Annotated in this window: 3 protein-coding genes and 1 pseudogene; all 4 read right to left on the reverse strand. The window is 56.5% G+C overall.

The window, feature by feature from the left end; genetic code table 11:
- Nucleotides 1–39: 39 nt before the first annotated feature.
- The 4 genes and pseudogenes from WFP70_RS14480 to WFP70_RS14495 all read right to left on the reverse strand — a co-directional run bounded on the left by WFP70_RS14480 (nt 40) and on the right by WFP70_RS14495 (nt 18922).
- Nucleotides 40–17916 carry an Ig-like domain-containing protein gene (locus WFP70_RS14480; RefSeq protein WP_337023665.1) on the reverse strand — a complete coding sequence of 5959 codons (17877 nt, stop codon included), beginning with the start codon at nt 17914–17916 and terminating at the stop codon, nt 40–42.
- A 91-nt stretch (nt 17917–18007) separates the two neighbouring features.
- A complete protein-coding gene (locus tag WFP70_RS14485; RefSeq protein WP_337023666.1) occupies nt 18008–18187 on the reverse strand; it encodes a hypothetical protein in 180 nt (59 codons plus the stop codon).
- 39 nt (nt 18188–18226) lie between these two features.
- A pseudogene (locus tag WFP70_RS14490) lies at nt 18227–18490 on the reverse strand (EAL domain-containing protein); the annotation flags it as partial.
- Nucleotides 18491–18502: 12 nt separating this feature from the next.
- Complete coding sequence (locus tag WFP70_RS14495; RefSeq protein WP_337023667.1) at nt 18503–18922, reverse strand: hypothetical protein; 420 nt, start codon at nt 18920–18922, stop codon at nt 18503–18505.
- Nucleotides 18923–19599: the final 677 nt, after the last annotated feature.

A 19599-nucleotide genomic window follows, 5' to 3' on the forward strand; every position in this document is an offset into this window, starting at 1 on the left:
TCCATGAGCCCTTACTGCATCCTTGCTACGCGCGGCCCCTTATGCCGTGTGAGTCTGGTGCGGTTGCTGCAGCAATTCCTCCAGTGAAACGTTGACACCTTCCAGCGTTATCAACTGGGTACTGCTGTAACCCGTACCGCTACCGTCACGGTCAATTGAGAGCACGGTATTGCCATCTGAAGTATGATCCACTTTCACGAAATCATTAATATTACTTGTGGAATCATTCCAGCCGATTAGCAAGTTACTGATGTCAATTTTGTCGCCTTGCGCAACATTGAAGTCGGTCCAGGTATCGTGACCGTTCCCTCCCGTTGAGTCTGCGCTCGCCAACAGGTGATACACCAGGGTATCGGCACCCGCACCGGTGGTGATGGTGTCGTTGTACGCACCGCCGGTAATGGTGTCAGCCCCTGCCGTACCAGTGATGGTCGGATGCAGGTCGATGGTAAAGGAGTGGGTGGTGATGGTGCCATCGGTCGCAGCCAGCGTGTAACTGAACACCTCTTTATGCAGAATGCTCTGTCCATCCACATTCGCATTCAGGTTGTAGGTGTAGCTACCGTTGGCGGCAATACTCAGCACACCGTAGTCTCCGGCAATCGACGTCGTACCCACGCTGTGAACCGTTGTGACATCACCGTGTTCATTAGTGATACTCAAGGTTCCGGTGTGGGTGGTCGAGTCACTGTAGATACTGCCGCTGGCATCGTGATCACCGGTTGAGGTGGTTTCCGCCAGCAGGCTGTTCACGGTGAGCGACGTCGCTGCACCGTTATGCAACGTGACCGTCAGGGATGCAGAAGTCACCGCACCACTCGAATCCCTCACCGAGTAAGTGAAGGTGTCGGTGGTTGGCAAGGTACTCACATCCAGTCCCGCCTTCAGCACATAGGTGTAGTTACCGTGTGAATCGATGGTCAGCGTACCGTAAGTGGTATTGATCACCGTGTTACCACTCGCCGCGACGGCACTGCCCGATACCGTCGTCACCGCAGTACCGGTTGGAACCGTACCCGCGACTGAACTGGTGTCGTTGGTCAGCAGGTTACCGGTCACCGTTGAGGAAACCGTCACAGCATCCAGCGTGGTATCCGTCACCGTAGTGATGGTGGTGCTTGGCAGCAGAGCAATACCGCCACTCGAACCAATCACCACCGCATAGGTACCCGCACCGAGTCCGCTATAGGTGACGTTGGCACCGGTCTGCGTACCAATCGACAGCAAGGTTGTCGCCAGATAGTTAGATGTCACGCTCTTCAGCGTCCAGGAACCATCCGTATTCTGCTGGTAGAGGTACAGCGAGTAAGTCGATACCAGCGCAATACCACCGACCGAACCGTGCAGGGTCACGGTGCGAGTATCACCCGTGCCCACACTGAAGGTATAAGCGTTACCGTTAGACAGAACGCCGACGCCCAGCAGTGTGCCAAGGTTCACCGTGGCCAGAGCCGCATGTGAGACGCTGGTGGTGCCGTTATTCACCGTTTGCGTGGTCGTGCTGTAGTCCACCTCATTGGTATCGTTGGTGGCCACAATACGAATCACCCCGGTCAAGGCTGTGGATGGTGAAACGTTGCCCGCACGGTCGGTCTGGATGACCGACAGTGAAGCACCTGTGGTCTGTGCAGTGCTCAAGGTCACCGACCAGGTGCCCGCCGCGCCGACTGTCGCGGTACCCAGCGAGTTACCGTTGGCATCACGCACTGTCACCGTATCGCCCACTTCACCATTACCGGTTACGGTGGTACCCGCCGAGTTAATCGCCAGGTTCGTCACCGCCACTGGAGCCACAGTATCAATGTTCACTGTGGCCGTGGTGTTGCCGGTACTGACGTTGCCCGCCGCATCCGTAACGGTGGTGGTCAACGGATGCGCACCGTTCGCCAGAACTGCAGTGGTATAGGTCCAGGCACCGGTACTGCCTACGGTGAGGGAGCCGAGAACGGTCGCGCCATCATAGATGGTAACAATCGAACCCACTTCCGCTGTGCCGCTTAACGTTGGCGTGGTGTCTTTGGTGTAGGCGCCATTGGCCAGCGTCACCGGCGTGGTGCCGGTATCGTCGGTAATGGTCAGCGTACTCGCCGTTGGTGCCACGGTGTCCACACGCAGCGTGGTCGAAGCCGTTGGGCTGGTGTTACCTGCCGCATCGGTCTGCGATACGTTGATGGTGTGCGTACCGTTGCTCAACGTGGTGGAGATAAAGCTCCAGGTGCCGTTACTGCCCACTGTGGTCGTGCCGAGCAGCGTAGTGCCATCGTAAATATTGACGCGTGCACCGACTTCACCGTTACCGGTCAGGAGTGGCGTGCTGTCATTGGTGGCACCGTTGTTCGGAATCGTTACCGCCGTACTGCCGTTGTTGTTAGCCGCAACCAGACTGGTCACTGCCGCTGGAGCCACACTATCGACAATCACCGTGGCTGACGTGGTGCCGCTGACGTTGCCCGCTGGATCGGTCACGGTGACATTGATCGGGTGGCTACCCTGCGTCAATACCGCCGTAGTGTAGGTCCAGTTACCACTGCTGCCCACAGTGAGGGTGCCGAGCAGCGTGCTGCCATCGTAGATGGACACTTTGCTGCCCACTTCCGCTGTACCACTCAGGGTTGGTGTGGTGTCATTGGTGTAACCGCCGTTCGCCACCGTGGTGTTGGTGATGTCGTTGGTAATCACCAGGGTTGATGCCGCTGGTGCCACAGTATCCACGGTAATGGATACGGTAGCGGAAGCTGCACTGGTGTTACCCGCTGCATCGGTCACGGTGACGCTCAGTGGATGCGTGCCGTTACTCAACGTTGACGTGGTGTAGGTCCATGCACCCGTACCGCTGGCGGTGACAGAACCCAGCACCGTTGTGCCGTCATAGATGGTGACAATGGCATTCGCTTCTGCGGTACCGCTCAGGGTCGGCGTCGCATCGTCGGTCACTGCGCCATTGGCCAGCGGCCCCTGACTCGCGCCAACATCATCGGTGATCACCAGGTTGGTGACTGCATTAGGTGCCACGGTGTCGATTGTCATCACTGTTGATGCATTCGGACTGACGTTGCCCGCCGCATCTGTCTGGGTGACATTCAACGTATGGCTGCCGTTGCTCAGCGTGGTGGAGATGAAGCTCCAGGTGCCGTTGCTGGCGACTGTGGTGGTGCCCAGCAAGGTTGTACCGTCATAGATACTGACCTTAGCCCCGACCTCACCTGTACCGCTCAACAGAGGCGTGCTGTCGTTGGTGACCCCGTTGTTCGGGATTGTCACCGCCGTGCTGCCATTGTTATTGGCAGCCACCAGAGTCACCGCTGCCGGAGGCGTGGTGTCGATAACCACCGTGGCGTTGGTTCTGCCACTGACGTTACCAGCCGCATCCGTCACCGACACGCTAATAGGGTGTGAGCCTTCCGTTAATACTGCGGTGGTGAAGGTCCACGCGCCGGTGCTAGTCGCAATGGCGGTGCCCAATACGTTTGTGCCGTCATAGATAGTTACACGACTACCGGCTTCCGCCGTACCGCTGAGCGTTGGCGTGGTATCGTTGGTGGAACCGCCACTGGCGACTACGGTGTTGGTGACATCATTGGTGATCACCAGCGTTGCGCTATTTGGCGCCACGGTATCCACGGTGATAGTGACCGGCGTTGAGGATGGGCTGACGTTACCCGCCGCATCTTTCACCGTCACGCTCAGTGGGTGGCTACCATTACTCAATACCGGGCTGACGAAGCTCCACGCGCCGGTGCCGCTGGCAGTAGTGGAACCCAGTACGGTCGTGCCGTCATACACCGTGACAATCGCGTTCGCCTCAGCCGTACCGGAGAGGGTTGGCGTGTTGTCGTTGGTGGAACCGCCGGTTGGCACCGCTGTACTGGTGACATCGTTGGTGACCACCAGGTTGGTGACGGTGTTAGGGACGACAGTATCCACGGTGAAGGTAATAGATGGCGTGTTACTGACGTTGCCCGCTGCATCTGTCGCCGTCGCCGTGATGGTATGCGAACCTTCACTTAACGTGGTTGAAGTCCAGGTCCATGCGCCCGTGCTGCTGGCCGTCACAGAACCGATCTGCACCCCGCCATCGAAAATTCTCACGACGCTGTTCGCTTCCGTGGTGCCGCTCAGCGCAGGCGTGTTGTCATTGGTACTGGTGCCTGCGTTAATCGTCACCGGCGTACTGCCGTTGTTATTGGCTGCCGCCAGGGTCAGCGTTGGTGCCACGGAGTCGATGTTGACAGTGGCATTGGTGCTACCACTGACGTTACCGGCCGCATCTGTTGAGGTCACGCTAATGGTGTGCGAGCCTTGGGCCAGTACTGCGGTGGTAAAGGTCCAGGTGCCATTGGTGCCAACCGTGACCGAACCGATTTGCGTGCCACCATCGTAAATCTTAACGAGACTCCCCACTTCCGCCGTACCACTCAGCGTTGGCGTGGTGTCATTGGTGGAACCGCCGCTGGCGACCGTGGTGTTAGTGACATCGTTAGTGATGACCAGCGTCGAAGCATTCGGCGCCACGGTATCGACAATCACGGAAACCGGAGTCGATGCCGGACTGACGTTACCCGCTGCGTCTTTCACTGTGACACTCAGCGGATGTGTCCCGTTGCTCAATGCCGGGCTGACGAAGCTCCATGCGCCGGTACCGCTGGCCGTAGTGGAACCCAATACCGTAGTGCCGTCATACACCGTGACAATCGCGTTCGCCTCAGCCGTACCGGTAAGGGTTGGCGTATTGTCATTGGTTGAACCGCCGTTTGGCACCGTGCTGCTGGTGACATCGTTGGTGACCACCAGGTTAGTGACCGTGGCGGGCACGGCGGTATCGACCGTGAAGGTGATGGACGCATTCGGACTGATGTTGCCCGCCGCATCGGTCGCCGTCACGTTGATGGTGTGGCTACCGTCAGCCAGCGTAGTGGATGTCAGACTCCAGGCACCGTTGCTGCCCGCGATAACAGATCCAAGCAAGACTCCGCCATCGTAGACTTTTACCACGCTGCCCGCTTCCGCCGTACCGCTGATGGCTGGCGTGTTGTCGTTGGTGCTGCTGCCTGCGGCAATCGCCACCGGCGTACTGCCGTTGTTGTTCGCCGCTGCCAGGCTCGCTACCGCCGCCGGAGGCGTGGTATCGATCACCACCACAGAAGAGGTGGTACCACTGACGTTACCTGCCGCATCGGTCACCGTGACGTTCAGCGTATGAGAGCCCTGCGTCAGTGCCGTTGAGGTGAAGGTCCATGCGCCGGTGCCGCTGGCAATTGCCGTGCCCAGCAAGTTCGTACCATCGTAAATCGAGACGCGACCGTTGGCTTCCGCCACACCGCTCAGTGTTGGCGTGGTGTCGTTGGTTGCTCCACCGTTTGGAACCACGGTAGCGTTGGTGTCGTTGGTGACCACCAGTGATGTGGTTGCCGGTGCCACGGTATCCACCACGACGGTGAAGTTAGTGGCGGTACTGGTGTTACCTGCCGCATCACGGACGGTGACACTCAGTGGATGCGATCCTTCACTCAGTGCTGCAGTGGTAAAGGTCCAGGCCCCATTGCTTCCCGCGACCACGGAACCCAGCACCGTGCTGCCTTCCGTAATCACCACAATGTTGCCCGCCGTAGCAGTACCGCTCAGGGTTGGCGTGTTGTCATCGCTAGATGCACCACTCGTCAACGGACCCTGTGAGGTACCCACGTTGTCGTTCACCACCAGGCCAGTCACCGGATTCGGCGCGCCAGTCACCACGGTAAAGGTAATAGATGCATTCGGGCTGATGTTGCCCGCCGCATCGGTCGCCGTCACGTTGATGGTGTGGCTACCGTCAGACAGCTGCGTTGAGGTGTAGCTCCACGCACCGGTGGTGGCATTCGCCGTCACTGAACCCAGCAGAATTGTGCCGTCATAAATTTTGACGACGCTGCCTGCTTCTGCTGTACCACTTAGCGCTGGGGTGTTGTCGTTGGTACTGCTGCCTGCGGCAATCGCCACTGGCGTGCTGCCGTTGTTGTTGGCGGCAGCCAGGCTGGTGACGGCTGCTGGCGCGACGTTATCGACAATCATAGTGGCTGATGTGGTGCCGCTGACGTTGCCCGCGGCATCCGTGACAGTGACACTGAGCGAGTGGCTACCCTGCGTCAATACCGCCGTGGTGTAGGTCCATGCACCATTACTGCCCGCAATGACAGTGCCCAACAGATTCGCACCATCGTAGACGGACACGCGGCTTCCCGCTTCCGCCACACCACTCAGCGTTGGTGTGGTGTCATTGGTATAACCGCCATTGGCTACCGTGGTGTTGCTGACGTCATTAGTGACCACCAGCGTACTCGCATTAGGCGCAATACTATCAATGGTGAAGCTCACGGTAGAAGAACGCGGTCCAACGTTACCCGCCGCATCGGTGACTGTGACGCTTAAAGTATGCGCGCCCTGGCTCAGAGTAGGCGAAATAAAGCTCCATGCACCCGTTGCACTGGCTGTCGTAGAACCCACTACGGTGTTGCCGTCATAGATGGTGACAATACCGTTAGCTTCCGCGTTACCGGTGAGCAGCGGTGTGCTGTCATTGGTAATACTGTTATTAGCAATCGCAACCGGAGTGCTGCCAATGTTATTGGCGGCCGCCAGGTCGGTTACGGCAGCTGGTGCCAGGGTATCGACGTTGATGTTGAACGTGCTGGATGGGTTACCCGCAATGTTGGTGACGTAAATAGCATGAGCACCATCAGCCAGCGTAGGTGTAATAAAGCTCCACTGTCCATTCGCACCAACGGTTACGCTGCCCAATACAGTACCGCTACCGTCGTGAATGGTAATCACATCATTGGCAGTCGCTGAACCGGTCAACACCAGCGTGTTGTCTTTGGTATTCGCACCATCTGCCAACGTCACAGGCATACTGCCGCTATCATCAGTGATAACCAACGTACCGCTGGCCGTTGGCAAGCCGGCTTCGATGTTCAACGTGAAGGCCGGAGAGCTGGCTGCGCTAACATTGCCCGCCTGATCCGTCACTGTGAAGGTGAAGCTATGGTTACCGTTAGACAGCCCTTCCGGTGGCGTGAAGGTCCATGCCCCATTCGTTGCCGATGCCGTTGCAGTGCCAAGCAGCGTCGTACCATCGTAGATTGATACTGTGCTGTTAGCTTCAACTGTACCGCTAAAGGTTGGCGTATTGTCATCTGTGGTATCACCGGTATTTAGCGTGCCGGTAACGCCCACATCATCAGTCACCACCAACGTACTCGTATTCACCGTTGCCGGAGTAGAGGTATCAATGGTGATTTCAACAGGAGTGGTTGCTGGCCCGGTGGTGCCTGCTGCGTTGGTCACTGACACCGAGTAAGTGTGCGGGCCATCTGCCTCAACGGCGGTTTCATAACGCCAGACACCGTCACCTGCCACCGTGGTGGTCGCAACCTGCACTCCATCAATGATGATATTGATAGTGGTGCCCGCCACACCGGTTCCGCGCAACACCGGCGTGTTGTCGTTGGAGAAGCCATCATTCGCCACCAGTACCGGCGTGGTATTGGCGTTGTTGTAAATCGCGAACGTCAGGACTTCCGCCGGCGTGGTGTTATCCACGGTCAACGATACCGACGATTCCGCACTCACGTTGCCGGCTGCATCGGTTACCGTCACGTTGAGCGTGTGAGTCGCGTTCGACAGTGCACTGGTTGTGATGCTCCAGCTGCCGTCTGAACCTGCCGTAGTGGAACCTACCAGCGTCGTGCCGTCATAAACACGGACGATAGCGTTCGCCTCTGCCGTGCCGCTGATTGCCGGGGTGTTGTCACTGGTAGTACCGCCATTTGGAATGGTTTCTGGCGCCCCAGTGTTGTTCTGCAACAGCAGGTCGCCCGCTGGCTGCGGTGGTGTGCCATCAATGCGCACAACTGTCGCTGCAGACGTACTGACGTTACCCACTTCATCTGTCACCGTCACTGTCAGGGTATGCGACCCATCGGTTAAGGTTGGCGAAGTGAATGTCCAGGTACCGCCACCGGTCGCGGTGGTTGATCCAATCACCGTGGTGCCATCGTAAATGGTCACCAGACTGTTCGCCTCGGCGCTACCACTCAGTGTTGGCGTGTTGTCGTTAGTTAGCCCATTGTTGGCGACGACAACGGAAGTGATGTCGTTGGTCACCACCAGCGTTGGTACAGCTGGCGGAGTGGCGTCTACGGTGAAGTCAACGGTGTTCGCGGCCTCGCTGGTGTTACCTGCGGCATCCGTTGCCGTCACACGCAGCGTATAGGCGCCGTCATCCAGCGCTGGCACGCTGAAGCTCCACTGGCCATTACTACCCACAGCCGTACTGCCCAACTCAGTCGTGCCATCAAAGATCCGGATAATACTACCCGCCTCTCCGCTGCCACTGAGGAACGGCGTGCTGTCGTTGGTGATGCTTCCACTCGTAATCGCTACTGGCGTAGTACCGTCGTCATTGCTGGCCGTAATCGCACTCGGTGCCGCAGGTGGTGTGGCATCAATCACCGCACTAATGGTGGTAGTACCGCTCACATTACCTGCCGCATCGGACGCACTGACACTGAAGGTATGAGAACCGTCCGCCAGCGCCGTAGGTGGCGTAAAGCTCCATGTGCCACCGGCAATAACGGTTGTAGATCCCAACACTCCACTGGCATCAGAGATAGTGATAATGCTACCCACCTCACCGTTACCGCTCAGCACTGGCGTGCTGTCGTTGGTCAGGCCGCCGTTTGGAATGTTAATCGCACCATCAATGTTGTTGGTCAACACCAGGTTGGTGACCGATGGCGGTGCCACGGTATCAATGGTGACGGTCACAACGTCGCTGATCGGGCTGGTATTGCCGGCCGCATCCTGCACCACCACGCTCAGATTATGGGTACCATCAGTCAATGTTGGTGAGTAACTCCAGTCGCCACTGCCATCCGCGATAACCGTACCGAGAACGGTATTGCCATCAGAGATAATAATGGTGCTGTTGGCTTCTGCTGTACCACGCAGAACTGGAGTACTGTCATTGGTGGTGCTGCCACTCGTGACAGGCACTTCAGTGCCGCTATTGTTATTGGCGAGCGTCAGACCTTGCGCTGCATCCGGTACTTCACTGTCCACCGTGAAGGTCAGGGTTGGGGAATTAGCGCTGGTATTCCCTGCCGCATCCGTCACAGTGACACTCAGATTGTGTTCACCCTGATCCAGGGTGTCGGTGGTGAAACTCCAGTTACCACTGCTGCCTACCAGCACCGAGCCGATTTCGCCAGCACCGTCATAAATCCTGACGATACTGCCCGCTTCGGCACTGCCGGTCAGCTGTGGCGTGGTGTCGTTGGTATAGCCGTCTGCTGCAATCGGCACCAACGTGCTGCCTTCGTTGTTGTTGACGGTCACGCCTTGCGCCACATCCGGCGCTTCAGTGTCAATATTGATCGTGACTACAGCAGAAGCCGGGCTGACGTTGCCCGCTGAATCCGTGACCGTAATGGTCAGTGGATGCGAACCGTCTGGCAGAGTGGCAGTGGTGAAACTCCACACGCCCTGCGCATTGGTGGTGACGCTACCAATCGCCGTGTTGCCATCATAAATGGTCACCAGGCTGTTAGCCGTAGCGGTACCACTCAACACTGGCGTGTTGTCGTTGGTATAGCCGTTGTTCGCCACTGGTTCCGTTGGCAAGGCATCGTTATTGGTGACCACAAAGTCTGGCGTAGACGGAACAGAAGTATCCACCGTTATCGTCACCGCATTACCCGCAGCACTGACGTTGCCTGCCGTATCGGTGGCGGTGGCAGTCAGTGTGTGAGCGCCGTCGGTCAGGGTCTGCGTCGTGAAGTTCCAGGTACCGCCGGTGCCAGCCTGAGTCGAACCGATCAGAGTGGTGCCATCGTAAACTTTGATGATACTGCCCGCTTCCGCCGTGCCGCTCAGGGATGGTGTATTGTCGTTGGTCACTCCGGTTAGTGTATTGCCACTGTCATCTTTCGCCACCAAATCACTGATAGCGTCAGGTGCGATGGTATCTACGTTGAAAGTGATGCCTGCAGAAGGTGCACTGCTGTTGCCTGCAGTGTCTGTTGCGGTAACCGTCAGAGTATGGCTGCCCTGGCCCAGTGCTGTAGTCGGCTCGAAGCGCCAGATGCCGTTAGTACCGACAATCGCCGTCCCCAGAACCGTACTGCCATCACGAATGGTCACGGTAGCGCCCACTTCGCCGGTTCCGCGAATAACAGGTGTTGAGTCATTGGTGGTGCTGCCCGCAGTGAACACTACGGCAGTACCGCCGTTGTTGTTGCTGAGGCTGGTCACCACCGGAGTCGCTGGTGGTGTGCTGTCCACGGTGAAATCAATTGCCGCCGATGGCGAACTGACGTTGCCCGCAGCATCGGTAACGGTCGTGGTGATGCTGTGCGGACCCTCGCCCAATACCAGGGTAGGCGTGAAGGTCCAGGTGCCGCCAGTTCCCACAACCACGGTGCCCAGCACATTACTGCCATCAAGGATGGTGACCGTCGTGCCCACTTCCGCCGTACCGCTCAGAACTGGCGTATTGTCATTGGTGACACTGCCCGCGGTGATCGGTACAGCCGTGCCGCTGCTGTCATTACTCAACTGCACGGCACCTGCGGTATTTGGTGCCTGAGTATCGACGGTAAAGGTGATCGCCGTAGAAGGTGCACTGCTGTTGCCTGCCGCATCCGTCACGGTGGCGGTGAGGCTGTGCGATCCTTGGCTGAGCACCGGGGAAGTGAAACTCCAGGCGCCACCGTTAGTGACCTGAACACTGCCGAGCACGGTATCACCATCACGTACCGTGACAATGGTGCCCACCTCGGCAGTGCCGCTCAGTACCGGCGTGGTGTCATTGGTGGCACCACCGGAAGTGATCGGTGTGGGGGTGCCGTTGTCGTTGTTCAGCACCACAGCGTTAGCCGAATCAGGTGCAACGGTATCCACGCTGAAGCCAAATGCCGGTGATTCAGGGCCGGCGTTACCGGTTGAATCGGTGACAATGGTAGTCAGGCTGTGTGGGCCATCAATCAACGCGGTCGCTGGCGTAAAGCTCCAGTTGCCATCGCTACCAACAATCGCGGTACCAATCGTGGTGCCGTTATCTTTCACTGTGACGATACTGCCCGCTTCTGCGGTGCCACTGAGCACTGGCGTTGGGTCGTTAGTAGCACTGCCTGCGGTAATAGGCACCGCCACACCCGTTGAGTCATCACTGAGCTGCAGGTTGCCGACTTCACCCGGAGAGGTGCTGTCAACAATCACCACAACTTCGGAGGTTGGTGCGCTGCTATTACCCGCAGGGTCAGTGACCACGGTGGTAATGCTATGGCTACCCTCATCCAATGCGGTGGTTGGCGTAAAGCTCCAGGTCCCTCCTGTGCCGACCACCACCGTGCCGAGCACGGTGTTGCCTTCAGAAATGGTGACGGTGCTGCCTGGCTCAGCCGTTCCGCTCAGGGTTGGTGTGGTATCGCTGGTTGAACCGCCAGTGGCGATTGGGGTGCCATCGTCTGTAGAGAACTGCAGCCCTCCTGCCGCTGCAGGTGCTTGTGTATCCACGGTGACGGTGATGGCTGGTGAAGCCTCGCTAACGTTACCTGCCGGGCTGGTCACCGTCGTGGTCAGACTGTGATCGCCCTGGCTCAGCGCTGGCGTAGTGAAGCTCCAGGTCCCCCCGGCGCCTACCACCACGGTGCCCAGAACCGTTGTGCCATCCAGCACGGTAACGGTGCTGCCAACGGCGGCTGAACCGGTTAACACCGGTGTTGTGTCATTTGTCGCACCATTGGTAATCGGTACTGCCGTACCGCTGGTGTCATTGTTCAGCACCAGCCCACTTGCAGGATCCGGTCGCGTGGTGTCCACGTTAAAGGTAATCGGTGTGGTTTCCGGACCGGTGTTGCCGGCCGGATCAGTCACGGTGGTCGTCAGGCTATGCGAACCCGACTCCAGCGGCGTAGTTGGGGTGAAACTCCAGCTACCATTGCTGCCAACTGTGACGGAACCAATCTCCGTGCCGTTGTCAGAAACTTTCACCGTGCTGCCCGGTTCAGCGGTACCACTCAGGACTGGAGTGGTGTCATTAGTGGTGCCACCGGCGGTAATAGGGACCGGCGTGCCGCTGGTGTCATTGTTGAGCTGCAGACCACTCGCTTCTGCAGGTGCGGTGGTGTCTACGGTGATCACGATAGGCGTAGATGGACCGCTGGTATTACCGGCAGGACTGGTGGTGGTTGCGGTAATGCTGTGGTTGCCCTCACCCAACGGATCGGTTGGGGTGAAGCTCCAGGTGCCGCCCGCGCCGACAACTACTGTGCCCAGCACTGTGCCGCCATCTGAGACGGTGATAGTGCTACCTGCCGCAGCGGATCCACTCAGAACTGGAGTGGCATCATTCGTTGCCGTGCCGGAGGTAATCGGTACTGGGGTGCCGCTCTCATCATTACTCAACGCCACATTACCCGGTGCAGCAGGGATGGTGGTATCAACGGTGACGGTAATTGGCGTGGTTGCCGCACCGGTATTGCCCGCAGGGTCAGTTACCGTGGTGGTGAGGCTGTGGCTGCCATCGCCCAACGGTGAAGTTGGCGTAAAGCTCCAGTTGCCGTCATTACCCACCGTAGTGGAGCCAATAACCGTACCGTTGTCAGAAACATTGACGGTGCTGCCAGGTTCGGCTCGGCCACTCAGCACCGGCGTGGTGTCATTGGTGGTGCCGCCAGTGATCGGTACTGCTGTGCCGCTGGAATCATTGCTCAGCAGCACACCTGTTGCTGCTGCTGGTGCGGTGGTGTCGACTGTCACAATGACGGGCGTACTAGCCGGTCCGGTGTTACCCGCCGGATCGGTCACGGTTGTGGTCAGGCTATGGCTGCCATCGCCCAGCGGCGTGGTGGGGGTATAGCTCCAGGTGCCATCGCTTCCGGTAGTGGCAGTGCCCAATACCGCGCCGCCATCAGAAACGGTTACCGTACTGCCCGGTTCTGCGGTGCCGCTCAGGGTTGGCGTGTTGTCATTGGTGCTGCCGCCAGAAGTAATTGGTGTACCGCCATCATTGCTAAGCTGGACGTTGCCCGCCGCTGCTGGAGGTTGCGTATCAACCGTCACGGTCACAGGCGTCGATGCCGGGCCGGTGTTACCCGCCGGATCCGTCACGGTGGTCGTCAGGCTGTGGTTGCCATCACTCAGCGGTGGTGTGGTGTAAGTCCAGGTGCCATCGCCGCCGACTGTTGTTGTACCAATGACGGTGGTGCCATCTGTAATGGTGACAGTACCGCCAGGCTCACCGTTACCTTCCAGAGTCGGCGTTGTGGTGTTAGTGCTGCTGCCCGATGGAATCGGATCGCCATCACCATTGGTCAGGCCAACGCCCGTTGGTGCCGCAGGCGCCACGGTATCAATGGTGACATTGATCGTCGGTGTATCGCTGATCGCGCCAGTGGTTGGGTTTGTCGCGGTGGCATGGAAAGCATAGGTGCCATCCGTTAGTGCGGCTGGCGTAAAGTTCCACTGTCCGTTACTGCCCGCCGTGACACTACCGAGTACGGTGGTGCCGTTGTAAATGGTGATCAGATCGCCTGCACCGGCCTGACCACTCAGCACAGGCGTGCTGTCATGAGTACTGGAGTTATCCGTCAACTGCACAATAGTGCTGCCGCTGTCGTCCGCTACCACAATGAGTTCATTGGTGGTTGGTACACCTGCATCAATATTCACGGTAAAGGCTGGTGATGCCGGACTCACGTTACCTGCGGCATCGGTCACCGTAGTGGTGAGGTTATGCTGGCCATTGGTCAGTGGCGAAGCTGGCGTGAAGCTCCAGTTGCCATCCGTGCCCACGGATGCAGAGCCCAACAGCGTGGTGCCATCGTAAACCTTAACGATGCTGCCCGCTTCTGCCGTGCCGCTCAGGGTTGGTGTGCTGTCATCGGTGGTCGCACCGGAAGTCAGCGCCCCGGTGCTGGTGCCTGCATCATCAGTCACGACCAGTCCACTAACCGCCGCTGGCGCCGTGGTATCAACGGTAAATGTCACTGGTGTGGTAGCCGGGCTACTGTTACCTGCCGCATCTGTTGCGGTAGTCGTCAGGCTGTGGCTACCATCACCCAGTGCAGGCGTGGTGAAGCTCCAGTTACCATTGCTACCTACAGTCACACTACCCAGCACAGTGTTGCCATCACGAATGGTGACCACACTACCCGCTTCGGCGCTGCCGCTCAGAACTGGCGTTGCATCATTGGTGAGGCTGCCATTGGTAATAGGCACGGACGTGCTGCCTGCATCGTTATTAATCTGCAAGCCGGTCACTGCATCAGGCGCCACCGTATCCACGGTGATATTGATGGTGAGGGTATCGGTGACGTTGCCCGCGGCATCGGTGATAGTGCCATGAATTGCATGCGGGCCATCACTCAGGATGCCCATTCTGAACAGCCATTGTCCGTTCGCGCCTGCGGTGGTGCTGCCAAGAAGCTGGCTACCGTCATACAGGGTGATGATATTGCCGGGACTCGCCGAACCAATCAGCACTGGCGTAGGATCGTTGGTGCTGGCTCCATCAACCAACTGCTCAACGGTGTTGCCGTTATCATCGATCACTTCCAGAGAATCACTGGCCGTTGGCAGATCGGCTTCAATATCCACAATAAATGGTGGGCTGGCAGGGCCAACATTGCCTGCGGTATCTGTGGCGGTGATGGTGAAACTATGAGAACCGTTGCTCAGAGCCGGCGTGGTGAAGGTCCAGGTTCCATCAACGCCCACGGTGGTATTACCCAGCAGTGTGGTGCCGTCATAGATGCTCAACAGCGCATTAGGCTCACCCGTGCCGCTTAGCGTTGGCGTGTTATCGTCAGTCACCGCGCCTGAAGTCAGTTCACCTTGTGAATCACCCACATTATCGGTGACCACAAGGTCACTGACTGCGGCAGGTGGCGAGGTGTCCACAGTGACAGCAATCGGAGAGGACGCTGGGCTGGTATTGCCCGCAGCATCGGTAACGGTAGTCGTCAGGCTATGACTGCCTTCACCGAGTGCCGGTGCGGTAAAGCTCCAGTTGCCATCGCTGCCAACGGTTGCCGTGCCCAACACATTGTCGCCATCACGCACAGTAACGGTGCTGCCAGGTTCAGCCGTGCCGCTCAGTACTGGGGTGTTATCACTGGTGGTGCCGCCTGCCGCGATTGGCGTAACGGTACTGCCGTTGTTGTTGCTCAGCTGCAGATCGCCTGCCGCCGCTGGCGCAACGCTATCAATCGTGATGTTGATGGTAACAGAGTTGGTAGGATTACCGGTGCTGTCGGTGGCAACCGCATGGAAGGAGTAAGAACCATCCGCCAACGTAGTGGGAGTGAAGCTCCACTGACCGTCGGAACCTGCCGTGGTGCTGCCCAGCAAAGTGGTGCCGTTGTACAGCGTAATAATGTCCCCGGCTGCCGCCAGGCCACTGAGAACCGGTGTTTTATCATGCGTGCTTGAGCCATCAGGCAACACTTTCAGCGTACTGCCGCTATCGTCAGTGACCTGCAACGTGCTGGTGGTTGGCGGCACACCCGCATTCACCGTCAAACCAAAACCGGTAGTTGCCGGACTGACATTGCCTGCGGCATCCGTTACCGTCACGCTCAGCGTATGTGCGCCATTACTCAGCGCAGGCGTGGTAAAGCTCCAGTTACCTGCACTGTCAGCGGCCACACTGCCCAGCAGCGTGGTGCCGTCATAAACCTTAACGATGCCATTGGCTTCAGCTTTGCCGCTCAGGGTTGGCGTACTGTCGTCAGTGGTGGATCCGGCTGTCAATGGGCCGGTGACGGTGCCAACGTTATCGCTGACCACCAGATCGCTGGCACCTGCAGGGGCCTGTGTGTCCACGGTGAAGGTGATAGGATCAGAAGCCGCACTGGTATTTCCGGCAGGATCAGTAACGGTAGTGGTCAGGCTATGACTTCCTTCGGACAGCGTTGGAGAGGTAAAGCTCCAGCTGCCGTTACTGCCCACTGTGGCCGTACCCAGCACGGTATCACCATCACGGATGGTCACTGTACTGCCCGGCTCCGCTGTCCCGGTGAGTACCGGATGAGTGGTGTTGGTCGCACCACCAGAAGCAATAGGTTGAACCGTGCCGTTATCGTTGTCGCTTAGCTGCAGACCGGATGCTGGATCTGGCACGACAGTGTCAACGGTGATGACGATAGTTGGCGTTTGTGTCACGGTGCCATCAGTATCCGTGACGGAAGCATGGAAGCTATAAGTGCCATCCGCCAGCGCAGTTGGCGTGAAGCTCCACTGTCCATCCGCACCCGCCACCACACTGCCAATTTCTGTCGTGCCGTTGTACAAGGTGATGACTGCACCGGCAAAAGCAAGGCCACTCAGGGTTGGCGTAGTGTCATGGGTGCTGGAGCCGTTAGTCAGCTGCACCAGAGTGCTGCCGGAGTCGTCGGTGATTTCCAGTGAGGTGGTGGCTGGAGGCAGCCCAGCCTGCACATTAAAATCAAACGCATCAGAAACCGAGCTGACATTGCCGGCTGCATCGGTCTGCGTCACGGTCAGACTGTGCGCACCGTTGCTCAGCGCTGGCGTAGTGAAGCTCCAGGTGCCGTTGCTGCCGACCACCGCCGTGCCAATCAGGGTGTTGTTGTCATAAACGCTGATCACCGCACCCACTTCACCATTTCCGGTCAGGGTTGGTGTGCTGTCATCGGTCGTTCCGCCGCTGGTCACCGGTGTTGCAGTTCCGTCAGCATCCCCACTTAATGCCAGACCCGTGGCGCTGGCCGGTGCTTCGGTATCGACCGTGAAGGTAATGGTGGTCGCTACGCTGGTGTTGCCCGCCGCATCTGTCGAAGTGATGCTGAGGGTATGACTACCCTGAGCTAATTCTGGGCTAGTGAAACTCCAACTGCCGTTACTGCCAACGGTTACGCTACCAAGTACAGTATCGCCATCGCGAATGGTGATGATGCTTCCTACCTCGCCTCTGCCGCTCAGCAAAGGCGTGGTGTCATTGGTGGATCCACCATTGGCGATCGGCAATACCACCGAGCCTGCGTTGTTCCCGACATTGAGATCACTCACCGCTTCTGGGGCAGTGGTATCCACGGTAAAGGTAATCGGATCGCTGGCGGCGCTGGTATTACCAGCCGCATCGGTCGCGGTGACGGTCAGGCTGTGTGAACCGTCTGCCAGCGCTGGTGAGGTGAAGGACCATGTGCCATTTGCACCCACCACGGTGGAGCCCAGCAACGTTGTGCCATCATAAACGCGAATAATGGCACCGACTTCGCCGTTGCCACTTAAGGTTGGAGTGTTGTCATCGGTGACTGAACCCGTGGTGATCGCGCCTTGATAGGGGCCAACGTTGTCACTGACGACCAGGTTGGTGACGACGGCAGGAGGTGTGGTATCCCCCCCACCGTTGTTGCCCCCGCCGTTGTTGCCCCCGCCGTTATTTCCCCCGCCGTTATCCCCACCACCGGTACTACCGTCACCGACCGCTGCATTACCGCCGCCGCCGCCCGATGAACCAGCAAACATCGCACCCAAGCCCGCCAGCGCCGCACCACCGATACCGAAGGCGGCAATCGTGCCGTCATTGGTGGTGTTCTCAGCTAACAGCCCTTCGGTGCTGTCAATGTTGACGTACTGGAACCCATCAGTGCCCGGATCTTCAACCCACCACAGTGCACCTTTGTCGTCCTGCAGCACCAGGTCACTGTCGCCTGCTGCTGTATAAAAGTTATGAATAACAACCACTTCACCAGATTTTGTGGTGACGACTAAATCATTACCATTGCGTGTGAAAGACTTAATATCTGATTGATTAAGGTGAAGTTTAACTACGCTTGGCGCAGTTAAGTTGACTTGAGAGCCGCTAACTTCAGAGGCTACTGTCCCACCTTTAGGAGTGATAGAGATATTATTCATTTTATCGAAATCCCGCGCAGTTATTAAATTCCATAAAAACGCCCGGTATCCGCAGATACCGGCTTCAATGGCGAATAATCCAGATGACTATTCACTTCTTCTCTTGGTCGATTTCATACAAACTCATGATGAAATCGCGCTGAGCCGAGTTAAGCCTCCATCCTGGGAATGGGCTGGGTTTATTTTTCAGCGCAACAAAGGGGGAAATGCCTTTATTTTCCATTGGGCGAGCACAAATCAAATTGAATGCAATGAACCCATTTTTAGACATTTTTTCTACCCCGATTGTAGTGGCCGAACCCGCACAAACTCAGGATTGCTTAATAAAATCATTTAGATAGACACTCTGCCAGTGATAGCCCTGCATACCGTAGATCGCTTTATGCGCCAGCAAATCGAGGTGTAATGGGTTTTCAACGCCTTCAACAATCACGCCTTTGCATAATTGGTTGAGGTGGCTAAGCAGCGTGTCAAAAATGTGACCGTCGCCAAATTGCCAAAAAAAATCTTTGTCAATCTTGACGATTTCAAATATTCCGCTATCGAGCATGGTCAGGTTGGAATAACCCGGACCAAAGTCATCAAGCTATAAAGGGGCGTGCGTCACTTTCGCGACACCTTTTAATATCAGCAGGTCTGCGCTGTTAAACCGCGCGGTAAAAAAGGCGGATATCTCTAAACGCAACAACGTTAAACTCGCCAGTTTTTGTTGTATTTCAGCATCTTCAAAAATACCGGCGACGATATCTCTATCCACATTTACACTGACTACCTGATCAAACCCTTTCTGGTATAGCTGAATAAGTTTTCCGATCTGGTGGAGGAATAACTGCCATTTCTCGTCAGCAGGAAGCCGACTGAAGAACCCCTCATCCCTGCAAGGGTTACGTTTATTATTAATATCTGCATCATCTGAGAATCGGGTTAACAATTCCCATGCAATCAACTCGCCGGCTTTACCGTGAACGGGTTCCAGCAAGAAAATGTATTCAGGTTGATTGCTCATTTCACGGTCCCTTCCGCAACTTACTGATACTCCTGAACTGTCAGGATTACTCATGTGAGATGTAAGGGAAACATCGATAAAACTTAACACGTTAACTGAAGCCTAACGTACAGCTTACAGTTTGCAAAATAGATTTCAGTAAAGGCTCGCCCCAACTTTAATCGTTTAAATCTATCAATTTCCATAGTAAACTTAATTTACTTTCACAAAATTATCAGATAATTCCTGGAAAAATTTAAGTTAATACCATCCTTGACAGATATCAAAACAACGAACACATTGAATTTATTGTATAAATTATTCTTAATTTGTCTGATAAAGATAATTACATCGCAAAATTCATTTTTTTCGTTCTGGAATGTATGGCTCCAAAAGACGCCAAAAAATGTAGTTTCTTGATGGGACTATTCAATCATTAATGTTTAAATTTTTATTATACATCGATAAGAAAACATAACAGATTACCTATCCAATCCTTACAAAATCAGTAACTAATGCAGGGATATTCGGGATTGAAGCGAAGCGGTTCTTTAGCTTTGTGAATAAAAATGAAGGGGATAGAAAACACGTATTTTAGGCGCGAGTTATAAATGGATGATTAACATTTATTGAGAGTGATCTTCATCACACTTCTAATAAAAGAATAGAGGAATAAGAAAATAGAATGGCAGGTAAAT

This window comes from Pantoea sp. USMM079 (assembly GCF_037153115.1).
Lineage (GTDB): Bacteria > Pseudomonadota > Gammaproteobacteria > Enterobacterales > Enterobacteriaceae > Pantoea > Pantoea communis.